The sequence below is a fragment of the Paenibacillus mangrovi genome (genome assembly GCF_022898935.1).
Taxonomy (GTDB): Bacteria; Bacillota; Bacilli; order Paenibacillales; family Paenibacillaceae; genus Paenibacillus_AQ; species Paenibacillus_AQ mangrovi.
In genome coordinates this window covers 205,926-225,582 of sequence record NZ_JALIRP010000003.1, presented here as the reverse complement: position 1 = coordinate 225,582, position 19,657 = coordinate 205,926, and the positions used below count along the sequence as shown (strand labels likewise).

The 19,657-nt window shown below is 50.5% G+C and carries 19 protein-coding genes, 1 tRNA gene and 1 riboswitch; of the genes, 10 read left to right on the top strand and 10 right to left on the bottom strand.

Annotation, left to right across the window (positions count from 1 at the left end; genetic code table 11):
* Positions 1 to 79 precede the first annotated feature (79 nt).
* Complete coding sequence (locus tag MUG84_RS09235; protein WP_244724121.1) at positions 80 to 949, bottom strand: hypothetical protein; 870 nt, start codon at positions 947 to 949, stop codon at positions 80 to 82.
* A 282-nt stretch (positions 950 to 1,231) separates the two neighbouring features.
* On the opposite strand from MUG84_RS09235, the gene MUG84_RS09230 reads away from it, so the two are divergent.
* Positions 1,232 to 1,864, top strand: coding sequence for an NAD(P)-dependent oxidoreductase (locus MUG84_RS09230; protein WP_244724930.1), 633 nt, complete (start codon positions 1,232 to 1,234; stop codon positions 1,862 to 1,864).
* Positions 1,865 to 2,104: 240 nt separating this feature from the next.
* The gene (locus MUG84_RS09225) at positions 2,105 to 3,739 is read left to right on the top strand and encodes an NAD(P)H-hydrate dehydratase (RefSeq protein WP_244724118.1); all 1,635 of its coding nucleotides are present in this window, start codon (positions 2,105 to 2,107) and stop codon (positions 3,737 to 3,739) included.
* A 35-nt stretch (positions 3,740 to 3,774) separates the two neighbouring features.
* Here the strand turns inward: MUG84_RS09225 and MUG84_RS09220 are convergent, their stop codons facing one another.
* On the bottom strand, positions 3,775 to 4,248 hold the full coding sequence (locus MUG84_RS09220; RefSeq protein WP_244724115.1) for a hypothetical protein: 474 nt from the start codon (positions 4,246 to 4,248) through the stop codon (positions 3,775 to 3,777).
* Between the two features lie 227 nt (positions 4,249 to 4,475).
* Between MUG84_RS09220 and MUG84_RS09215 the strand changes: the two genes are divergently transcribed.
* Positions 4,476 to 4,691, top strand: coding sequence for a hypothetical protein (locus MUG84_RS09215; protein ID WP_244724112.1), 216 nt, complete (start codon positions 4,476 to 4,478; stop codon positions 4,689 to 4,691).
* A gap of 85 nt (positions 4,692 to 4,776) precedes the next feature.
* Here MUG84_RS09215 and MUG84_RS09210 read toward each other — a convergent pair whose 3' ends face one another.
* The 4 genes from MUG84_RS09210 to MUG84_RS09195 all read right to left on the bottom strand — a co-directional run bounded on the left by MUG84_RS09210 (position 4,777) and on the right by MUG84_RS09195 (position 10,762).
* Positions 4,777 to 5,301 carry a DUF1572 family protein gene (locus tag MUG84_RS09210; protein ID WP_244724109.1) on the bottom strand — a complete coding sequence of 175 codons (525 nt, stop codon included), beginning with the start codon at positions 5,299 to 5,301 and terminating at the stop codon, positions 4,777 to 4,779.
* Between the two features lie 142 nt (positions 5,302 to 5,443).
* A complete protein-coding gene (serS, locus tag MUG84_RS09205; protein WP_244724104.1) occupies positions 5,444 to 6,736 on the bottom strand; it encodes a serine--tRNA ligase in 1,293 nt (430 codons plus the stop codon).
* 310 nt (positions 6,737 to 7,046) lie between these two features.
* Positions 7,047 to 8,078: a ribonucleotide-diphosphate reductase subunit beta gene (locus MUG84_RS09200; RefSeq protein ID WP_244724101.1), complete on the bottom strand. Its 1,032-nt coding sequence runs from the start codon at positions 8,076 to 8,078 to the stop codon at positions 7,047 to 7,049.
* A gap of 350 nt (positions 8,079 to 8,428) precedes the next feature.
* A complete protein-coding gene (locus tag MUG84_RS09195) occupies positions 8,429 to 10,762 on the bottom strand; it encodes a ribonucleoside-diphosphate reductase subunit alpha (protein WP_244724098.1) in 2,334 nt (777 codons plus the stop codon).
* 224 nt (positions 10,763 to 10,986) lie between these two features.
* Positions 10,987 to 11,206, bottom strand: a riboswitch (cobalamin riboswitch).
* A gap of 294 nt (positions 11,207 to 11,500) precedes the next feature.
* Between MUG84_RS09195 and MUG84_RS09190 the strand changes: the two genes are divergently transcribed.
* Both MUG84_RS09190 and MUG84_RS09185 read left to right on the top strand, forming a co-directional pair.
* Complete coding sequence (locus tag MUG84_RS09190; protein ID WP_244724095.1) at positions 11,501 to 11,803, top strand: MTH1187 family thiamine-binding protein; 303 nt, start codon at positions 11,501 to 11,503, stop codon at positions 11,801 to 11,803.
* A gap of 91 nt (positions 11,804 to 11,894) precedes the next feature.
* A tRNA-Thr gene (locus MUG84_RS09185) sits at positions 11,895 to 11,966 on the top strand.
* 136 nt (positions 11,967 to 12,102) lie between these two features.
* Here the strand turns inward: MUG84_RS09185 and MUG84_RS09180 are convergent.
* Complete coding sequence (locus MUG84_RS09180; RefSeq protein ID WP_244724092.1) at positions 12,103 to 13,254, bottom strand: PsbP-related protein; 1,152 nt, start codon at positions 13,252 to 13,254, stop codon at positions 12,103 to 12,105.
* A gap of 444 nt (positions 13,255 to 13,698) precedes the next feature.
* Between MUG84_RS09180 and MUG84_RS09175 the strand changes: the two genes are divergently transcribed.
* The 3 genes from MUG84_RS09175 (at position 13,699) to MUG84_RS09165 (ending at position 14,917) form a co-directional block, all read left to right on the top strand.
* The gene (locus MUG84_RS09175) at positions 13,699 to 13,911 is read left to right on the top strand and encodes a hypothetical protein (protein ID WP_244724089.1); all 213 of its coding nucleotides are present in this window, start codon (positions 13,699 to 13,701) and stop codon (positions 13,909 to 13,911) included.
* 137 nt (positions 13,912 to 14,048) lie between these two features.
* Entirely contained in the window at positions 14,049 to 14,522 is a 474-nt protein-coding gene (locus MUG84_RS09170; protein ID WP_244724929.1) for a 2-thiouracil desulfurase family protein, read from the top strand.
* 98 nt (positions 14,523 to 14,620) lie between these two features.
* A complete protein-coding gene (locus MUG84_RS09165; protein ID WP_244724086.1) occupies positions 14,621 to 14,917 on the top strand; it encodes a YolD-like family protein in 297 nt (98 codons plus the stop codon).
* A 73-nt stretch (positions 14,918 to 14,990) separates the two neighbouring features.
* On the opposite strand, the gene MUG84_RS09160 is transcribed toward MUG84_RS09165, so the two are convergent.
* Both MUG84_RS09160 and MUG84_RS09155 read right to left on the bottom strand, forming a co-directional pair.
* On the bottom strand, positions 14,991 to 15,548 hold the full coding sequence (locus tag MUG84_RS09160) for a GNAT family N-acetyltransferase (protein WP_244724083.1): 558 nt from the start codon (positions 15,546 to 15,548) through the stop codon (positions 14,991 to 14,993).
* A gap of 346 nt (positions 15,549 to 15,894) precedes the next feature.
* Positions 15,895 to 16,233 (bottom strand): L,D-transpeptidase, encoded by a 339-nt coding sequence (locus tag MUG84_RS09155; RefSeq protein WP_244724080.1) that lies wholly within the window; start codon positions 16,231 to 16,233, stop codon positions 15,895 to 15,897.
* Positions 16,234 to 16,330: 97 nt separating this feature from the next.
* Here MUG84_RS09155 and MUG84_RS09150 point away from each other — a divergent pair, with 97 nt between their 5' ends.
* Positions 16,331 to 17,320: a polysaccharide deacetylase family protein gene (locus tag MUG84_RS09150; RefSeq protein ID WP_244724077.1), complete on the top strand. Its 990-nt coding sequence runs from the start codon at positions 16,331 to 16,333 to the stop codon at positions 17,318 to 17,320.
* Between the two features lie 475 nt (positions 17,321 to 17,795).
* Here the strand turns inward: MUG84_RS09150 and MUG84_RS09145 are convergent, their stop codons facing one another.
* Positions 17,796 to 18,716 carry a DMT family transporter gene (locus tag MUG84_RS09145; protein ID WP_244724074.1) on the bottom strand — a complete coding sequence of 307 codons (921 nt, stop codon included), beginning with the start codon at positions 18,714 to 18,716 and terminating at the stop codon, positions 17,796 to 17,798.
* A gap of 140 nt (positions 18,717 to 18,856) precedes the next feature.
* Here MUG84_RS09145 and MUG84_RS09140 point away from each other — a divergent pair, with 140 nt between their 5' ends.
* Positions 18,857 to 19,546 carry an ArsR/SmtB family transcription factor gene (locus MUG84_RS09140; RefSeq protein ID WP_244724070.1) on the top strand — a complete coding sequence of 230 codons (690 nt, stop codon included), beginning with the start codon at positions 18,857 to 18,859 and terminating at the stop codon, positions 19,544 to 19,546.
* Positions 19,547 to 19,657 lie beyond the last annotated feature (111 nt).

Genomic DNA, 19,657 nt, shown 5'->3' with positions numbered 1-19,657 from the left:
GCAAACCGGGGCCAATGAGACGTAAAAATAAACCCGTTGATGGAATACCCTGTGCAGGGTAACCATTAACGGGTTGTTTTTATGACTGTACTCGTTCTTCTTCTGAGTCGTCTAGCAATTCGGCAGAGCCCGCATAAGGCCGGTCACGTCTAGAACGCTTCGGGTTTATGGCGAACCCGCTCACGAAAAGAATGAGCTGTACAGCTAATATGTAAGGTGCGGCGGTTAGGCTGGCGAAATGTGCAAGTGCGACAGCGCTCATGAGTAGGGCTAAGATGCTATATGAAGCTCTTGGGGGGTCTTCTCTAGGCGTCATGACGGCGAAGTAGAAGGAGATCACTGCTGCAAGGCATGATACAAACCTCATCCACAGCTCAGCGCTTGTCCAGGATAAAGCCGGGATGTTCTGCGTTTGGAATTCTTGGTACAGCTGCAGGCTCCAGTACAGAATCAGCATCAAGGCTGCGAAAGGAACTGCGGGACGGATCAGCTTCCAGAAGCCAGTGCCCCATCCGGGGTTGTCCAATGATCGTATTATGGAAGACTGCTCGCGGATCCGCCGGCTGATCTCCCGGTCCAGCGCTTTTTGCAGCTGAAGATGGCGCGAAGCATCCCGTTCTTTGATGTATGCATCAATGGCTTCCAGTACATCCGTTGTGATCAGGGGAGCCGCTTTGCACTGCTGCAGGAGCAGAATCAAGGATTCGGGCTCCGGTTCATGGTCAGGCGATAAATCCAAAGCTGTTTCGCTGTCCAGCAATCCCGCCGCACATGAATAGAGTCCCAGCGATTGGTGGAGACGCTCAAGCCGGGCAGTCGCCATGCTTCTGAAGGAACGGGCGGTACGGATGTACAGCCATAGGAAAAGGATAACCGCAAGTCCTATCACTATAATCTTGGACTGCGTATCGGATATATCAATTGCACTCATCCACGCTGCAAGGTACAATGCCGAATCCCTCCTTCATCGCTTTTGTTTTCACTATTGCATAACAGGCTCCGGATTTCAATATTTCCATGTGCCTGATTTATTTCAGCTTATATTTTCTACTGGGCATATGGTTTATTGTATCTTATGTTTTTGAAAAAGTAACCCAAATGGATAAATCGTGAAGATTTTCGGGCATGAATAGCCATTTGAGGGTAATATAAAAGTGTTACACTGAAGTGATTCATAACAGACAGCAAAATCATATAGAGGAGATTATTCATGACAGAAACCATTCACCCGATGAATATAACGATATTTGGCGCAACTGGCACGATCGGACGAGCTTTGCTGAAGGAAGCGCTCAGCCGTGAGCATGAAGTGACGGCTGTGGTACGCGACGTATCCCGGCTAACCGACAAGCATGAACGCCTACATGTGGTACAGGGCGATATTCTGGATCCGGCTTCGGTAGAAGAGCATACGAAAGGACGCGAAGCGGTTATTAGCGCTTACGGTCCGAAGTTCGGCTCGGAAGCGGAGCTACTGGAAGCTGCCCGCTCCTTGGTCGAAGGCGTGCGCCGCTCCGGTGCGAAACGCCTGTTGGTTATTGGCGGCGCAGGCAGCCTGATTACGGATGAAGGCGTTCGGCTCATGGATACGCCATCTTTTCCGGCGGAAGTCTATCCGCTGGCCAAGGCGCATGCCGATGCCTTTGAAATTTACAACGAGTCTGAGCTCGACTGGACTTATCTCAGTCCGGCAGCTGTGCTGGAAGACGGGCAGCGGAGCGGCAATTTTAGAATCGGCATCGACCGTTTAATTACAGATGAACTCGGCAGCAGCCGAATTACGACGGGCGATTTGGCTGCGGCGCTGATTGATGAGATGGAAGATCCGTATTTCGTCGCTTCTCGATTTACGGCGGCGTATTAGGATCTGCCTAGCGTAAATTCGAAAATGAAATACGGAAGAACGGTTTTTGAAAGGCGCGTAAAGGCAAAGGAAACAAGGCAGCGGGCGATCCGGTTGGATATGCGGCGCTGCCTTTTACATAGAAAATGGAAAACTTCAAAAGGCCGTTGTGAAGCGGTTACGAAATCTGTTAGCTTGCCATCGACGGGTCCACGTTTATCTGAAATCGAAATTTTGGTCAGCAAAGGGAGGTAAAGTGTAATGTATATTGTAACCTCAGCCCAGATGCGAGAGCTGGATCGGCGTACCATTGAAGACATCGGGATTCCCTCGATAGCGCTGATGGAGAATGCGGGAAGGGCCATAGCGGAGGAAATCATTCGGCTGTGCCACAGACGGCATAGTACAGCACAGGAAACTTGGAATGGACATGGAGGTAATGAAGGCATCGGTCCGGAAAAGGAATTTCAAGGACTGATCAGGGGTGACGCAGCCTTGGAGCTTGAACACCCTGAGAAGGAGCACTGGCTGATCCTTGCAGGCAAAGGGAATAACGGCGGCGATGGTTTGGTCGCCGCCCGTCACCTGCGAGAGGCGGGGATTGGCGTCACGGTAGTGTATGCCCTGCCGCCGGAGCAGCTGCAGGGGGATGCCGCTATGCAGCGCGATACAGCCGCGGCTCTTGGCATCCCCCTGCTTGTCCACGGGCGCGACGCCGTGGACTATGCCGCATGCACGGGCATCGTTGATGCCCTGCTGGGGACGGGCGCGCACGGGAGCCCGCGCGGTGTGTACGCGGACATGATTGCCGCTGCGAATGTCAGCGGCAAGACGATCGTGTCGGCGGACATCCCAAGTGGGATTAACGCCGACACGGGGGAAGTCAGCCAGCCGTGCATTGCGGCGCGGCTGACGGTTTGCCTCGCGTTCCTGAAGCGAGGCTTGACGCAGTACCCCGGCGCGGAAGCCGCTGGGGAGGTGGTGGTCCGCTCCATCGGCATACCCTCGGAGCTGTGCGGTCAGCAGGAGGGGCTGGCCTTCCTGCTGACCGCAGGCACGCTGCGCGAGCAGCTGCGCGTGGACACGGCGCGCCGCCGCTCGCCGGACGGCCACAAGGGCACGTATGGACACGTGCTTGTGGCGGCCGGAAGCCCGCGCATGAGCGGCGCGGGCCTATTGTGCAGCCGCGCGGCGCTGCGCGCGGGCAGCGGCCTCGTGACCTGGGCGCTGCCTGCACCGATGCTGCCGCATATGGCCGGCGCAGCGCCGGAAATTATGCTCGCCCCGGCAGCTGGCGGCGACTGGGACGTAGCTTCCGCCAGAGCGGTGCTTCAGCTTGCCAGGAGCCGCGATGTGCTGGCAATCGGCCCCGGCCTCGGGCGCTTCAATGGAGATGGAGAATGGCTGCGTACCCTCTGGGAGGGTACGGAGTGTCAGCTTGTGGTGGACGCTGATGCGCTTAATATGCTAGCAGATTGTAAGGATTATTCAACCTGGAACGCACGGAAGACAGATACGGTGCTTACGCCGCATCCGGGTGAAATGGCCCGTCTGGCCGGCATGTCTACGAAGGAAATACAGCGTGACCGGATCGGGGCCGCTGTGAAGTACGCGGCGGCTCATCAGGTTACGCTGGTGCTCAAAGGAGCACGGACGATCATAGCTGCTCCCGATGGATCGGCTTATGTGAATATAACTGGGAATGCTGGCATGGCGACCGGCGGCTCCGGCGATGTATTGACAGGCATCATCGCCGGCCTTTTGGCTCAGGGATTCACTGGTCTCCAGGCAGCCGCGTATGGGGTATATCTGCATGGTTTGGCTGGGGATGCTGCAGCAGCGCGGCGCGGGAACATGTTATCGCTGATCGCTGGGGATTTGATAGAGGCACTTTAATAATCGGTTAAGTGCTTACTTGGGTCTATAACCTACTACAAACAAAAAAGGCAGATCAGCGGAACAACGAGTGCGAATAAGGGCGTAAACAAGGAATGATCGGAGAAAATGCGCTTTCCGGTGAAAAAGACCAAAATCGTACAGACGCCAGCCGCAGCGGCGAGTTCCGGGTATCCGTCAAACTCCGGCGTCCGGATGAACAGGCAGTAAAACGTCGTGTAGGCGGCAGCCGCGTACAAGGAGGCTTGCTTCAGACGGCTGAGCGGAGGCAGCACGGCCAAAATCGCGTCAGATGCAATGGAAATCAGCATGGCATAGCTGTAGACCCAGATCTCAGGCGAGATGGACAGGCCATCGCTTTGCATACTCCAAGGCGTATCCGGCATTGGCAGCGTCCGGGACAGCAGCATAAGCATCAGCAGCGTCAATCCTGCGGAAGCCAGCTTGTTCATCGTATATCTTCCCGACTTCAGCCGGGCATGGATAAAGGAATAATCCCGTTTCATCATTCGGTTCTCTCCTTGCCCAATATAATCCTTGTTACAGCATAATCTTCAGCCATGAAAAAGGTTACAGGGAGATTGCCTTGGTTATGATATCGCAAGAAAAACTTCCTTAATAGTTATGATATAGGTGTTTTTCTTATGATCCACGCCAAAAGGAATTTATGGAACAAACGTGAAATATACAGCTTATGGTAATTTCGGAATCATATTTGAAAAGGGGCGGGGAGCGAGTGGAAAAGTTCATGGCGGGACTCGGTATTTTCTGCGGTGCGTTTATAGTCTTCTTCCTGATGATTTTATTTTCAGGTGATTTGGCTGTCATGGTACCCATTGTCGGCTTTAGCGTCGTCATTGCGATGCTGGGCGTGGTGCTGATCAATCAGCGGAGAGAGCTTGAGGCCCGGAAGAGGGCGGAGAAACGACATGGGCTGAATAGCAGCAGATAATCAGAAGCAGAAGCGGCCTCCCCGCCATAACCTCTTGCATGTAAGGGACCGGCGGGGGCAGCCATATTCCTGCTATCATCATTAATTACGATTTCTTTTTCCGTGGAATGGTTAGCGTCTGCCAGTCATCGCCTTGAATTATTTTGGCAACATAGATAATCTGGCCGACATGGCTGGAATAGTGTGACATCTGGCGTTCGATTGCTTCGATTACCGAGTGCGGCTGCTGCCGGATATAAATGGTTCGGAGCAAATCCTTGCTTTTCAGCTCCGAAAGCGTCTGAAGGAAGACGTCCCAGCCGCGGTTCCATATGGAAAGAAGTTCTTCTTTGGATTCGATGTCACCTTCAAATTCCTCATCCCGGTCGCGGCCGGGCTTTTCGCCGTCCGAAGTAAGGAAATCGGTCCAGCGTGATATCATGTTGCCGCTCATATGCTTGACGATGATTGCAATGCTGTTGGATTCCTCGTTCGGTGCCCAGTTCAATTTGGCATCCTCCTGGATTTGGGCAATGGCTTTCTCGGCGGACTGCTTGAGCTCCTTGAATTTTGCCGTCGCACTTGCAAGGTAAACACTTCCTAAATCTTGAACTTTTGCTGGATTTTCCAATCCAATCACCTCCATGCCAAATTCAAAATCGTAAAGCTAACTCTTATGTACAACCAGTATATTCCTGTGAAAATAACAACTGCAACTATAAAGGCGGGAGGTGCTCCCGCCGAATCATTCATTACACTGTGATGTGAAAAGGTTAAACCGGACGATGGAGCGGTACCAGCCGCTCTACGCCGCCCATGTAAGGCCGCAGTGCTTGAGGGATATATATGCTGCCATCCGGCTGCTGATGATTCTCCAGCAGCGGAATAAGAATCCGCGGCGATGCGACGGCAGTGTTATTCAGCGTATGGCAGTTTTGCAAATTCCCTTCCGCATCCCGGTACCGGATATTCGAACGCCTGGCCTGAAAATCCAGCAGATTCGACGACGAATGTGTCTCACCGTACGCGCAGCGGCTCGGCATCCATGTCTCGATATCATACTGCTTATGGGTTTTCTGCGACATGTCGCCGGTGCAGACCGCCATGACCCGGTATGGAAGCTCAAGCAGCTGCAGAATACCTTCGGCATGCCCAGTAATTTCCTGAAGAACCGATTCCGATACAGCAGGATCATTCTGGCAGAGAACCACCTGTTCCACCTTGGCGAACTGGTGGACGCGGTATAGTCCGCGGACATCGCGTCCGGCCGAGCCGATTTCACGCCGGTAGCAAGCCGACATGCCTGCGAGCCGGATCGGCTCCGTTACGTCTACGACTTCATCGCTGTAATACGAAACAAGCGATACTTCCGATGTACCGACCAGCCATTTGTCTTCTCCGGTCAGCTCGAATGTTTGGTCTTGACCGGTAGGGAAGAAGCCCGTCCGGTTCAAGGCCTCGGGGCGGACCATTACGGGCACGTCCATCGGCGTGAACCCGCGTGCCGCCAAATAATCCAAGGCGAGACGCTGCACAGCTAGATGAAGGTAGAGACCGGCTCCCTTGAGATAATAATTGCGTGTGCCCGCGGTCTTCACACCTCTTGGAATGTCGATCATGTCATGCATTTCGCCAAGAGTTACATGATCACGAAGCTCATATTCAAATGCCGGTGTCTCTCCAACCCGGCGGACCTCAACATTGTCGCTGTCATCCTTGCCAATAGGCGTATCTGCCGACACGATATTGGGAGCGAGCAGAAGCAGCTCCGAGACATGCTGCTCCGCTTCGTGCAGCGAGGTCTCCAGCACAGCAAGCTCCTCGTTCAGCTGCTTGACCTGAGCCATCAGAGGCTTGGCTGCTTCTTGATTTCCCTGCTTCATGAGAGGAGCAACATCCTTGCTGAGCTTGTTGCGCTGCGCTCTCATTCCTTCCGCTTGCAGGAGCAGTTCCCTGCGTTTCGTATCCCATTCCAGTAATATATCCACCTGAAAAGGGATGTTTTTGTGTACCGCCGTTTGCTGTACCAGATCCGCATGATCGCGAATAAATTGAATAGTTAACATGATTAATCCTCGGCTCCTTTATCCGTAAAAATACAAAAAGCGCCCTCATCCTTTGGGACGAGGAGCGCTTGCTCGCGGTGCCACCCAACTTGATCGGACTGCCTAGGCAGGATCCGATCCTCTTGGTTCCGCGGTAACGGACGGAAAGCCGGTCAACTTAGAGAGCCTAGAGGTTTCTATGCTCCGGTCGAAAACGCCTCACAGTTGGATGCTGGTCATCGGCATAATGATGGTGTTCGATTCTTTGCGATTAGTATAACTTAAACCGGATCCTGGCGCAATATGCGCTTTTGGTGAATAAATGTAATACTTATAGATCGTCAAATCCGTTGTCGTCGCCGACTTTACCGTAGTTGCGGGATTTGGCCTCAAAGAAGTCGGTTTTAGTTGCGTTAAGCGCCTCATCGGAGAACGGACGGATCCAAGGCATGCAGTTAGCGTCCACGCCTTGATAAGCTTTTTCCATACCCATCAATTTTAGGCGTTTGTTGGCAATGTACTTGATGTAGTCGGACAGCTCGTTCAGATCGATGCCGCGGTTGTTTTTCAGCGTGTAATGAGCCCAGTTCGTTTCAAGCTCAACCGCGCGGTCGATGGTGCGGTAGACGTAGTCCATGTTTTCCGGAGTATTCAGCTCAGGGAAGTCCTTCAGCAGCTGCTTGAATACTTCGCCGAAGAAGTAGCAGTGCTGGTTCTCGTCGCGCTGGATGTATGAAATCATTTGGCTGGTTGCCATCATCTTCTGATCACGGGCCAGGTTGTAGAAGAAGGCGAACGTACTGTAGAAGAAAATGCCTTCCAGAATCAGGTCAGCCACGAGCGCGCGGAAGAAGGTTTGTGGTGTCTGCTCGTCGCGGAATTCCTGATAAATCTCCGAGATGAACTGGTTGCGTGCAAGAAGAACCGGATCATGCTTCCAGTATTCGAAAATTTCTTTTTGCTCCTGTTCGGACACGATCGAAGAGAGCACGTAGGAATAGGATTGGTTGTGAACAACCTCTTGCTGACCAATAATGGCAGAGATGGCTTCCAGGGAGGAATCCGTAAAGTATCTTTTTACATCGCCGACAAACATCGTTTGCATGGAATCCAGAACCGCCAGCAAAGAGATATTGATCTTGAAGGTGCGCTGCTCGTCCGCATCGAGAAGAGGGAATTGCTGCGCGTCTTTGGACATCGGAATTTCATCCGCGATCCAGTGGTTAAGCAAAAGCACTTTGTACAATTTATACATATGAGGCATGCGGATATCGTTCCAGTTTAGAATACCCGAGCATTCCCCTTCAATAATGCGTGTGGATTGGTTTGGCGCTTCGGTATTGAAAATTTTCTGCAATTGCACCGTCCGTTCACTCCTTAAGGTTTAAGTTATTAAAATATTAAGCATCTATATCAACATCGGCATGATGTTGTAATCAAATTAGGGAGGACATAAAACAAGCCGAGGCCGACCGCATTTTGCGAAGCAAAACAGGGAGGGCCTGGCGTAGTTAAAATGTTTCTTATTGCACTAAAGTTACAGCGTGTCCCAGCGATTGTTGCGAAGCAACGAGCAGGGACGAAAGCGCTCCTAGCACACAATCACCATAAAGCGCCATAGACCCTTCTCCACCAAAATTTCGGGTGTCCAGAGGGCAGGAGCCCTCGGGGCCCTCCCTTAAGAAGGGAGGGTTTGGGAGGGTTGGGAAATTATTAGCTCGCGCAAGACTCACACTCTTCAATTGTCAGCGCACGGCTGCGCACATAATACGTCGATTTGATGCCGGCTTTCCAGGCGTGCAGGTGCAGCTCCAGGAAGTCGGTTGCCCGGATGTCCGGACGGACGTACAGGTTGAAGCTTTGGCCTTGGTCAACGTGACGCTGACGGGCCGAGGCCATTTTGATGGACCAATGCTGGTCAAGCATAAAGGCCGTTTTATAATACCAGATCGTTTTCTCGGACAGGTCCGGAGCCGGATTGGCGATTTTATACGTTGTTTTCTCTTCGTACGACAGCAGGTCATACAGCGGATCGATACTTGCGGTGGAACCGGCAATAATCGAGGTCGATCCATTTGGCGCGATGGCGAATAGCCATGCGTTGCGGACACCGTTCTCCTGAACTTCCTTTTGCAGCTCTTTCCACTGCTCGGTCGTTACGAATTTGCCTACATGCTCGCCGTCCGTATAGCCGCGGCTTTCGAAGTATGCACCGTTTTCCCAATCGGAGCCTTTGAACTTCGAATAGTGGCCTTTTTCCTTGGCCAGTTCCATGCTGGAGCGGATGAGCAGGTAGTTGATTTTTTCGTACAGATTGTCGTTATATTCAACGGCTGCGTCGGATTCCCAGCGGATGCCTTCCAGCGCCAGCAGATGATGCAGGCCGAAGGTGCCGAGACCGACAGCGCGGTATTGGCTGTTTGTGTATTGTGCTTGCAGCACTTCGATATTGTTAATATCGATGACGTTGTCCAGCATGCGCACTTGGATCGGAATCAGACGCTCAAGTACGTCGGCCGGCACAGCGCGGGCCAGGTGGATGGAATTCAGGTTGCAGACTACGAAATCTCCAGGGATTTTGGAGATGACGATGCGAGTCTGTCCGTCCTTCGTTACAAGCTCTTCTTTTTCCACCACCGTTGGCGACTGGTTCTGCATGATTTCCGTACACAGGTTGGAGGAGTACACCATGCCATGTGTGCGGTTAGGGTTGGCGCGGTTTACCGTGTCGCGGTAGAACATGTAAGGCGTACCGGTCTCCAGCTGGGATTTCATGACACGTTTCATGATGTCGATGGCAGGCACGGTGATGCGGGACAGCAGCGGATGCGCAAGAGCCTCGGCATATTTTTCGCGGAATGTGCCTTGTCCGTAAGTTTCATCATAGAAATCCTCCAGACCGAGCGGTTGACCGTCCTCATCCTTCCAGCCCATCACTTTCTTCACTTCATGCGGGCAGAAGAGATTCCATTCGTCTCGCGTCTCAACGGCTTCCATGAACAAGTCAGGGATACATACGCCGTGGAAAACGTCATGTGCTCTCATGCGCTCGTCGCCGTTGTTCAGCTTCAGATCCAGGAAGGCCAGTATATCTTTATGGAAAACGTCAAGGTAAACGGCAACCGCACCTTTACGGGTACCGAGCTGGTCTACGCTGACCGCGGTATTGTTCAACTGGCGAATCCAAGGAATGACGCCGGAGCTGGTATTTTTATGACCACGGATATCCGATCCGCGGGCACGAACCTTGCCAAGGTATACGCCGATGCCGCCGCCCATTTTGCTGAGACGTGCAACGTCCGTGTTGGAATCGAAAATACCTTCCAGTGAGTCGTCCACGGTATCGATAAAGCAGCTGGACAGCTGTCCGGCAACCTTTTTACCGGCATTGGACATAGTTGGCGTTGCTGCGGTCATATAAATGTTGCTCATTGCCCAGTAGGCTTCTTTTACAAGCTCCATACGCTTCTCTGCAGGTTCGGTGTGCATCAGGTACATGGCGATGACCATATAACGCTCCTGAGGAAGCTCCATGACGCGGCCGTCGAAATCGCGCGCGAGATAGCGGTCGGACAAGGTTAGAAGACCTATGTAGTCAAACAGCAAATCACGGCTATAATCAATGCATTTTCCAAGCTCATCAATCTGTTCTTTGGTGTAGCATTCCAAAAGCTCTTCACGGTAGATTCCTTTATTGACGAGTTCGGAAATGAGGGGATACAAGGCACCGTAAGGCTCGTCTGGATAAGCTTTATAGCGGCGGTTGTACGCTGCTTTTTTATATAGAGAAGTCAGAAGGGAGCGGGCTGCGGCGAATTTCCAGATCGGCTCCTCCTTTGTTACGAGCTCAAGGGCCGACATTGTAAATGCGTTGCTGATTTCGTCACCGGTAACTTCCTCCCGGCGAAGTTTGCTGGTTACGCCGCGAAGCAGGCGCTCTTTATCCAGCGTCTCCAATCCTTTTAGGACGCGGTCCGCATAAACGGAAAGGCGGATTTCATCAAAAGCGAGCTGACGATTGTTAGGTTTGGTCACGAGCTGAGGCATGTGCAGTTCTCCTTTCAAAAATAGATGCTATATTCAAAAAAAGTAAAAACGGATCAGGAAAGAGGTGTTCGGCCATACAAAAAGCATTTCCGGCGACCTGGTCTGTAGAGGCCGAAAATGCTGCATGTTATTCTTATAGGCACCAAAAATGGGCGCAGAAGAACAATATCTACAACACCATATGTAGATATTTTCATGGCAACACGTTCCTATTCCTCGTAGGCTTTGTGCGAACGAAACAGGCAGGTCTCCTGACTCCCGGAACCCCATAGGCGCCTTCCCGCAAGGTATTTCTTGCAGTGGCATATGCCGATTTTGGCCGAAGACAAACGCTTCTCGGCTGTCCGGTTACAGTGGCGGGACCGCGACGGAATTGCACCGTACTTCCCTCTTAGGAACCGTAGGCGTGATAGAGCCTGGTTCACCTGTCTACACTATATTTGGTTGTTGTCATACTAATTTAACCCAATATATTGTGTTTGTAAACATAAAATTCAAAAAGACAAGCAATATGAATTATATCAGAGAAGTGGTCTATTTGCTACTAAGAGAGTGAAAGGTTAAGCTCGAAAAATGTCCAAAAATGCTCCTTTTAAGGGGAAAAAGCAGGTGTGGCGCGGGTAAATAAAATTTTAGGGAAACGTGACTTTGATATCTTTTCCTCAGTTGGATACAATAAGGGAAGGAACTAAGGGACAATCCGGAGATGATTTAAATATAGGATAGGGAGGAAAAAACATGGCGATTGCAGAGGTAACGATTATTCCGATCGGAACGGCGACGACGAGCTTAAGTGCTTATGTGGCGGATATGCAGAGGATACTGGCTAGACAGCAGGGAGTAAGCTATCAGCTGACTTCGATGAGCACGATCATTGAGGGGCCGCTTGAGGACGTATGGAAGGCGATTGCGGCATTGCATGAAGCACCTTTCCTGTCGGGAGCGCTGCGCGTGTCCACTTCCGTCAAAGTCGACGACAGACGCGACAAAGCATCCTCCAGCGAGCAGAAGCTTCAGTCGGTGCGCTTGAAGCTGCAGTAAGTACCAGTTGCCAAAGAGTATTGCATTTTGAAATGAAAGTTGTATAATAGTTTTTGTTTCGTTTGATATATTAGATGAAGCACAGTTTTAAGCTGGTGTAGCTCAGGGGTAGAGCAACGCACTCGTAATGCGTAGGCCGGGGGTTCAATTCCCTTCACCAGCATCTTTGCTAGAACACACAGCGCGGTTTCCGGAATTCGGGGATCGTGCTTTTTTATGTCGGTTAACCAGAAAAAACGCATTCCCTAAGGCTTTGGATGCCTCGGGGTCTGCGTTTTTTTTGTAATCAGGTTTGCTGGTTATTGAACCTTCTGTACGGTCGATACACTCATCAGAAGGGCATTGGTTGTTCCACCGCCATTATCGAAAGAAAATATGGAGGTTGGCAGTCCGTACATGGTCACATCGTCTCCCTCGAGGATGTCGCCAGTAGAGTTCATATACCAACCAAGAACGGATTTTCCGTTATTATCCAACACATGGATGGCTGCGAGGGTTCCGATCTCCGTCTCTTCTTCATAAACTTCTACGACAGATCCTGTGACCTGAACCATTTTGTCCAGATACGGAGTCACATTCTTGAAAAGGTGGCGAGTGGTGATGTTTGCATCCACTAATGACATGGCCGTTTTCTTGCTTTCAGGTGTCAGAGCAGGGAATAGATCACTGTGGGCAACTATGTAGTTATACGTCTTCTCGGTCATTTCTCCGTCGTTTTCTGTGATTGTCGGAACGAGCTTAACCATCACATCCGCAAATGTCACTTCTCCTGTTCCTGGGTTCGCCGTCACAGCTGCTCCATCTGTAGATGCTTTCTCCGGCTCTGTGGCAGCAGCCGTACCGCTTAACTTGAAGGAATCGATCATCTTCTGGGCCATCTCTTTACCGCCGTTGTTGTAAGAATCTTTGGAATAGGTAATGGAGAGGCTATAAGTCTGGCTGCCCGTAGGAACGATATATTGCGTCAAAATGGCCTGAACCCCTGATTGACCCTGTGTATATTCGCCTACCAAAACTCCGGTGTTGTTGGGAGTGTCTGTGTAGCTAATTTTTTTGTAATCTTTCATGGTGTCTCCCACAGCACCGCTTTCGTATTGGGAGTTAGTCAAATCTGCTGTTTCTTTTGCTGTAGTGGTGGTACCGTCCATGGTTACATTGACATTATCCGCGAAACCCCCTTTTGGTGCTGAATCGACATAGGCTGCTTTAATTGCTGGCTGGTTAAGCTGGGACAAATCGTAAGCTTTCCAAGAAGCCGGATAGGAGAAGGAGAATTCTTTGGTCTCTGCAGTTTCCATTTTTTCTGTATCTGATTTTTTAGGTGTTTCTTTTGGTGATTCCTGAGTTGTGGCTGGTTTACTTTCTGCAGGTGCTGCGGTTTCCTTTTCTTTGGATCCACATGCAGTTAATACTAGCATTAAAGACAACATGAGTACGATTGATTTTTTCAAAATAGTTCAATCCTTTGAGTGATACCCATCGGCTGGGAGATTTGCTGTGTTCGTCATGGTTAATTAGCGATATCAAGTTTTTATCTATGGCTAATTTTTGAAAATGACGTCATCTCCTCTCTTTCCCCTTTTACTTGTCTCAACAATCATTGAGAGATGTAGATTAATGGTGAAGTTTGAAAAGGACTAGTTCTTCTGGCGTAGTCTTCAAGTCTAATATTTTCACCATGCATACTTTAAGTACGCAACTAAATACATAGAGTTCCAAGTAAGATATAACATTACCTTGATTGATTATAATTGGATATTAATAATTGTAAATAAAACTAATTTGTGAAGCGCCTCCTGCTCCCAAATTGCCCTTCCCCCAATCCGTATAAATAAGAAGTAAAGGAATGGGGAATACTTCCTTGAAGTAAAAGCCGAATTTTGGAGGTGCAAGCGATGAGCGATAGCAGTATTAGGATTCATTTTGCTGGCGGGGAGTCATTAAACATCATTTCGGACGACATTCAGGGAGTTATTGCAAGGCTGAAAGGCGAGGAGTGGGTTGATCTGAACGAGCATCATGTGAAGACGTCCAGCATTTCCTTTTTTAGCGTGTATGAGCCGGGTTTTGACAAGAACAGTGAGAAGACCATCCCGAACCATGGCTGAAGCTCCGTACGAGGGCGACTTTGAAATTGGTAAAATAACATGGGCGCTGTCCACAGGCAAAGTGAGCAGCGCTTTTTTCGGTCCCTGGAGACGGTGGAACCATCTTCTTGTATAATAAGCTGTACGAGGTGATGGAAATGATCGTAGTGAGTTCCTGTCTTGCAGGAATGAAGGTTAGATATAATGGGACGCATTGTTTGCATGAGGTCATCCAGCGTCTGGTAGAAGAGAAAAAGGCGGTCACGGTTTGTCCTGAGCTGATGGGTGGATTCACAACTCCAAGGGAACCGGCTGAAATACAGGGCGGAAACGGCGATGATGTGTTGGATGGACGGGCCCGGGTGATTGAGAAATCCGGCAGAGACGTCAGCGATATGTATATTAAGGGCGCTCAAGCGGCGCTCGAACGCATTCGGGAGCTCGGCGCTTCGCTGGTGGTGCTGAAGGAATACAGCCCTTCCTGTGGTAGTGCAATGATCTATAACGGACAATTTGAGAATAAGCGGATCGACGGAAGCGGCGTCACATCGGCTTTACTGAAGCGGGAAGGCATCGAGGTTGTGTCCGAGGAACAGTTTTTGGACAGGCTTCGACGTTCCGGGGAGCTATAACGGATCATTCCCAATACTTTTTTCACATTGCCAAAAGGGAACAAGTTGAAGTATAATAGGAACACTTGTTCTTGAAAATGTGATGGGAGATGATCATTTTGAACAGACAGCATCTATCCCCTTTGATGACTCCGGATACAACATGTAAGGATACCTGCACGGCTGCGGCCGTACAGCAGAAGGAGGCGCCGGACTGGCCTTATATAGAACGTGAACTGACCCGGTCGCTCGAAAAGCATGTCAAAATTCGTCTGACGGTGGATACCCCGCATGGAACCGTCCAGCTAAGAGGCTTCGTGACGGTGATTAATACATATCTGAAGGAAATTAAGCTGCGTGAGGAAGACGACTGGCAGTGGATCAGGTTCGAAGACATCCAGTCCGTGCACATATAAGGAAATGAAAAGGGCAGACTCCGTATGATCGGAGCCTGCCTTTTTTGCATATAATTCAGATGTCAGCTCTGTCTTACACTACCTGCGGCTGCATTTTTTCATACAGATTAAAGCCGCTTGGGGATTGGTCTTTATATTCAAAGCCCGCGCCGCTGTATAAGCGGTTCAGAGCCGGGACCGAAGCGATGCAGTCGAGGCGGACCCGGTCCTTGCCCGGAAAACGAATGCCATGTTCAGCCCAATGAAGAATGGCGCTTCCAAGCTGTTTGCCGGCGAATTCACGGTTAATGGCCAGACGGTGGAGATAAATGGAAGTCTCATGGCCTTCCTCGCCCCAGAGGGATCGGTCCCAATTGCTTGCATGCTGCTGGAGGATGACCATCCCGGCAATCATGTCGTCCTGCTTAAAAATAAACACGTCGCCGCGGTCAATCGCATCTGCTACCCCATGGCGGTCTTCACCGGCAAGCAGCTCATTCCATTGTCTGGAGCCTTTGCTCTTCAGCCAAGAAGCAGCCTGAACCATTAGGGCGTTCACCGCTTCTTTATCTTCAGGACCCGCCTGAAGGGCACGGACACCCGGCATAATTTCTTGCTCTGTTATGCTGCATTTTGTGGTATTCATATTCATGTTTCCACCCTCCGTCACCATATGATCTTATTGTAAGAAGTCGCAGGGAATTACGCAAACTGACGGAGACGGAAATCAGGCTTGTTCTCCTTCATTTACAAGGTGCTTTCCGTACAGGCAGCTACATGCAGGCCAGCATTGTATAGAAGCAGCTCAGGGGAAGGGAGAACAGGATGAAAAAGGCAGACTTCATAGCAAAAATAGAACCACTTGCGTGTGCAAACCTGCTTCAGACAGGTGTTCCGACTTCGCTGCCAAACCGGAGGCTCTATATGAGAATTTGCTGAACGCTTGACGAGCGGCAACAAAATCCCTGCGGACCGCTATCCTTCGGGGATATTGTGCTCTACGGCCGGATGGTGACCCGGGTACCGACAGGGACGTGGGACGACAGGTCCAGCACATCCGCGTTATACATACGGATACAACCATGAGAAACCTCATGTCCGATGGAAGATGGATTGTTGGTGCCGTGTATGCCATAATGCGGCTTGGAGAGACCCATCCAGAGAACGCCAAACGGACCGCCGGGATTCGGCTGTTTGTTGATAATTCTGTAATCGCCTGTCGGCGTGCGTGTCACCATTTTGCCGACGCCAACAGGATAGGACTTGATCACTTGATCGTTGTCCAGCAGATACAGCGTTCGATCAGACAGGTCGATAATGATCCGGTAATTCGGCATTTGCATCACTCCTTGTTTTCACAGTATGTTTATAAGGTGAATAATGTATCTCTAACTTACGTGAATTATTTTAAGAATAAAGGAGCTTATGAACGTCATGCGCCGTAAAAAGATACTTCAATACAGTGCTCTTGGTCTGATATTGTTGATCGCCTCCTTGTTTCTTTGGAGACAGGGGCCTTATGTATACCATCCCGCTCGTACGAGCCACGGGAAGGAAGGAACAAGTGCCGTCCGGGTCCATGGCTTTATCTCCACAAAACCGACGCCTAATGCCATCTATTATAAAAATAAAGTCATTGTCCTGATGTATCATGACGTGCGGCCCAATCCGACCAACAGCAAAAGCCTAGATACAGCCGTATTCGAGCAGCAGCTAGACGCCATGAAAGCAAACGGATTCCATTGGATTACGATGGACCAGTATGCGGATTTCATAACGAAAGGCAAGGCTGTGCCGGATAATGCGGTACTCCTGACGTTTGATGACGGCTACGAGACGTTCTACACGGACGTTTACCCGATATTAGAGCAGTATCATGTACCTGCCACCAGTTTCCTGATCGTAAACACAGTAGGCAACAAAATGCATCCGGGCATTCCGAAGCTGAACTGGGATCAGGTACTGGCAATGCATCGGTCCGGAATCGACTTTTATAGTCATACCTTTGACTCTCATGCCTATGGCAACATCCGGATTGCAGGACGAACGGTGGACCGCCCCGAGCCGATGCTAATGGGACCGGAGGATAATAAGACGCTGCATCGTGTGGAAACCGAGGGAGAATACACCACGCGCGTGACCCGGGATCTGGGACTGTCCGATGAGATTCTCCGGGAAAAGCTCGGGAATACGCGCAATATTCTTGCTTTTCCTTATGGCGGTTACTCCAAGCCCGTTATTGATATCTGTCATAAGCTTGGCATACAGGTTACATTTTCCGTCAAACAGGGAATTAACAGTCCGGGCCAATATATCGGCTACCGCGTCAATGCCGGCGGAATGGATAATGACCCGGTCGCGCTTCTGGAATACATGAAGAGAGGCGCACCGATTAAAACGCCGATTAAAGGCTACCAGGTATAGAAATGGGCGAACCCCCGAAAAGCTGCCTCTGGCAGTTCTCCGGGGGTTCTATGTGTTTATGGTCTGGCGCAGCATGACGCCAACTATTTAACCCCTGACAGTCTAACAACAGACTGCAGCCGGTTCCTGGTTTCTTGTTGTAATACAGAATAATGACATTTCTAAAACAACAAAAGCCCTGCCTCTCTTTTGTCCTTGCGGCTCCGATGACCGCGCCAGTGTGAATCAGAATCTCGTCTTTACATAAACTCTTACTTCGTTTGGGTTATTCAAAATAGGAATTTAAAACTTCGTGGTCACGAAGAGTTATTCTTCTTGCGAGGAACGAAAAAGGGGTTAAATGAAACTTACAATATCAGATTATATCACAGATGTAACTATATGGCAAGAGATATGATTTGTAACGGCGAGAGTACAGGGGATAGAGCCGGATATCCGTCAGAAGGATGGGCCGGCCCTACCGAATTAAGTCATTTTACCCTTGAAGTTTGCCCTCCGCCTTGAGTTTGGGTGATTTCGATTTCCGGGGGCTTCTTCCTGTCAAAAACACGCCACACAGGATCAGCGCCAGTCCTGTCAGGAGACTTACATGCACGGGCTCATCCAGTAGCAGAAATCCCCATACAATGGCCGTAGCAGGAATCAAATAGGTGGACATGGTTGAGAATTCGGCGCTGCCTTCCTGTACGAGATGATAAAACAAAAAGTAAGCCACACCAGACCCGAAGCAGCCGAGGCCGATGAGCGCAAGCACGACGGTCCAGTCATGGATTAGCGGCGAGAAAGAGAACGGCTCAAACAGAATCGCGAATATTCCGCTCGCGATACAGCCCACGGAAAGCGTGCCCAGGACTGTCTCCACAAGCGTGATATGCTGCAGATATTTCTTGGACAGCTGGGATGACAACCCGTAAAAGAACGTGGCAACCAGCATGGTGGCGAATCCTGTCAGATCACTGTCGAACATTTTGGAAGGGTGGATGTCAAGAACCACAAGCAGTCCCAGGAACCCCACGCCAAGTCCGATCCACTGAAATCGGCTCGATTTACGTCCGAAAAAGAGCACCCCCAGGATCATGGTCCAAAAAGGAGTGGTCGCGTTTAATACCGAGGTCGTGCTGCTGGTCAGACGAGTCTCGCTGAACCCGATCAGGCACCAGGGTACGGCGGTTTGGAGAAGGCCGACGATCACCATGGGTACCCAGGGGATTTGCCGGAAGCGGATGGATTTCCGCCTGATCAGCATGAACAGCAGAACCGCCAGAATTCCGAAGGATGACCGTAAGAAGGCGATGGACCCCGGCCCATAGTAAGGAAGCAGAATTTTAATAAAGAAAAAGGATCCTCCCCAAATCAGGCTAAGCAGAATCAAATACATGTACAAGGAGCGTTTCATCCAAGTAAACCTTCTTTCTTTTTTTGAATATGGAAAATCTCATGGCGTATCCTTATATTTCGTCCCGATTTCATTGTATTACAATATTATTTCCATTATCATCGAAGTATGGAATGCAAAATCTTGATGGGGGGAATCGAATGAATGCAAGCCCAAAAGTGGCAGAGCTGATCTCGCTTCTCGGAGATGCTTCCCGCGCTACCATTCTGACGAGTCTGATGGACGGGCGTTTCCATACCGCCAGTGAACTGGCTTTAGCTGCAGGCATCACGCCGCAGACCGCCAGCTTTCACTTGGGAAAAATGGTAGCCGGCAAGCTGGTTACCGTGGAGAAGCACGGCCGCTATCGTTATTATCAACTGGCTGACCATGAAATAGCGCAGTCGCTGGAAATGCTGCTTACCTTATCGAAACCCGCTGAAGTCAGATCCCTTCGGCAGTCCTCGCAGATGAAGGCTTTACGCGAAGCTCGAACCTGCTATGATCATTTGGCGGGAAAGCTGGGAGTGCGCTTGACTGAGTCCATGCTGGATCACGGATATTTGGAAAAAGGGCAAACGGAGTTCACCGTCACACCGGAAGGTGAGCGGTTCTTCGCGGACTTTGGACTGGATCTTCCCGCTCTTCGTAAACAGCGCCGGTCGTTCAGCCGGATCTGCCTGGATTGGAGCGAGCGCCAGCATCATCTCGCAGGTACGCTCGGTCATGCCGTCGTAGCCCGTTTCTTTGAATTAAACTGGATCAAGCGACCTCCTTCCGGACGTGCGATCATCGTGACCGAGCAGGGAAAGGCAGGTTTGGAAGCCCATTTCGGCATTTCGGACCTGTAAATACTTCAAGTGACATTGCAAAGAAGGCGCATGATTAACTATGCAGTCTTCTTTTTTTGTAGGCCTGGATCGAGAAAATGAGTAATTTACGGCAAAATAGAGCTCGAAGGT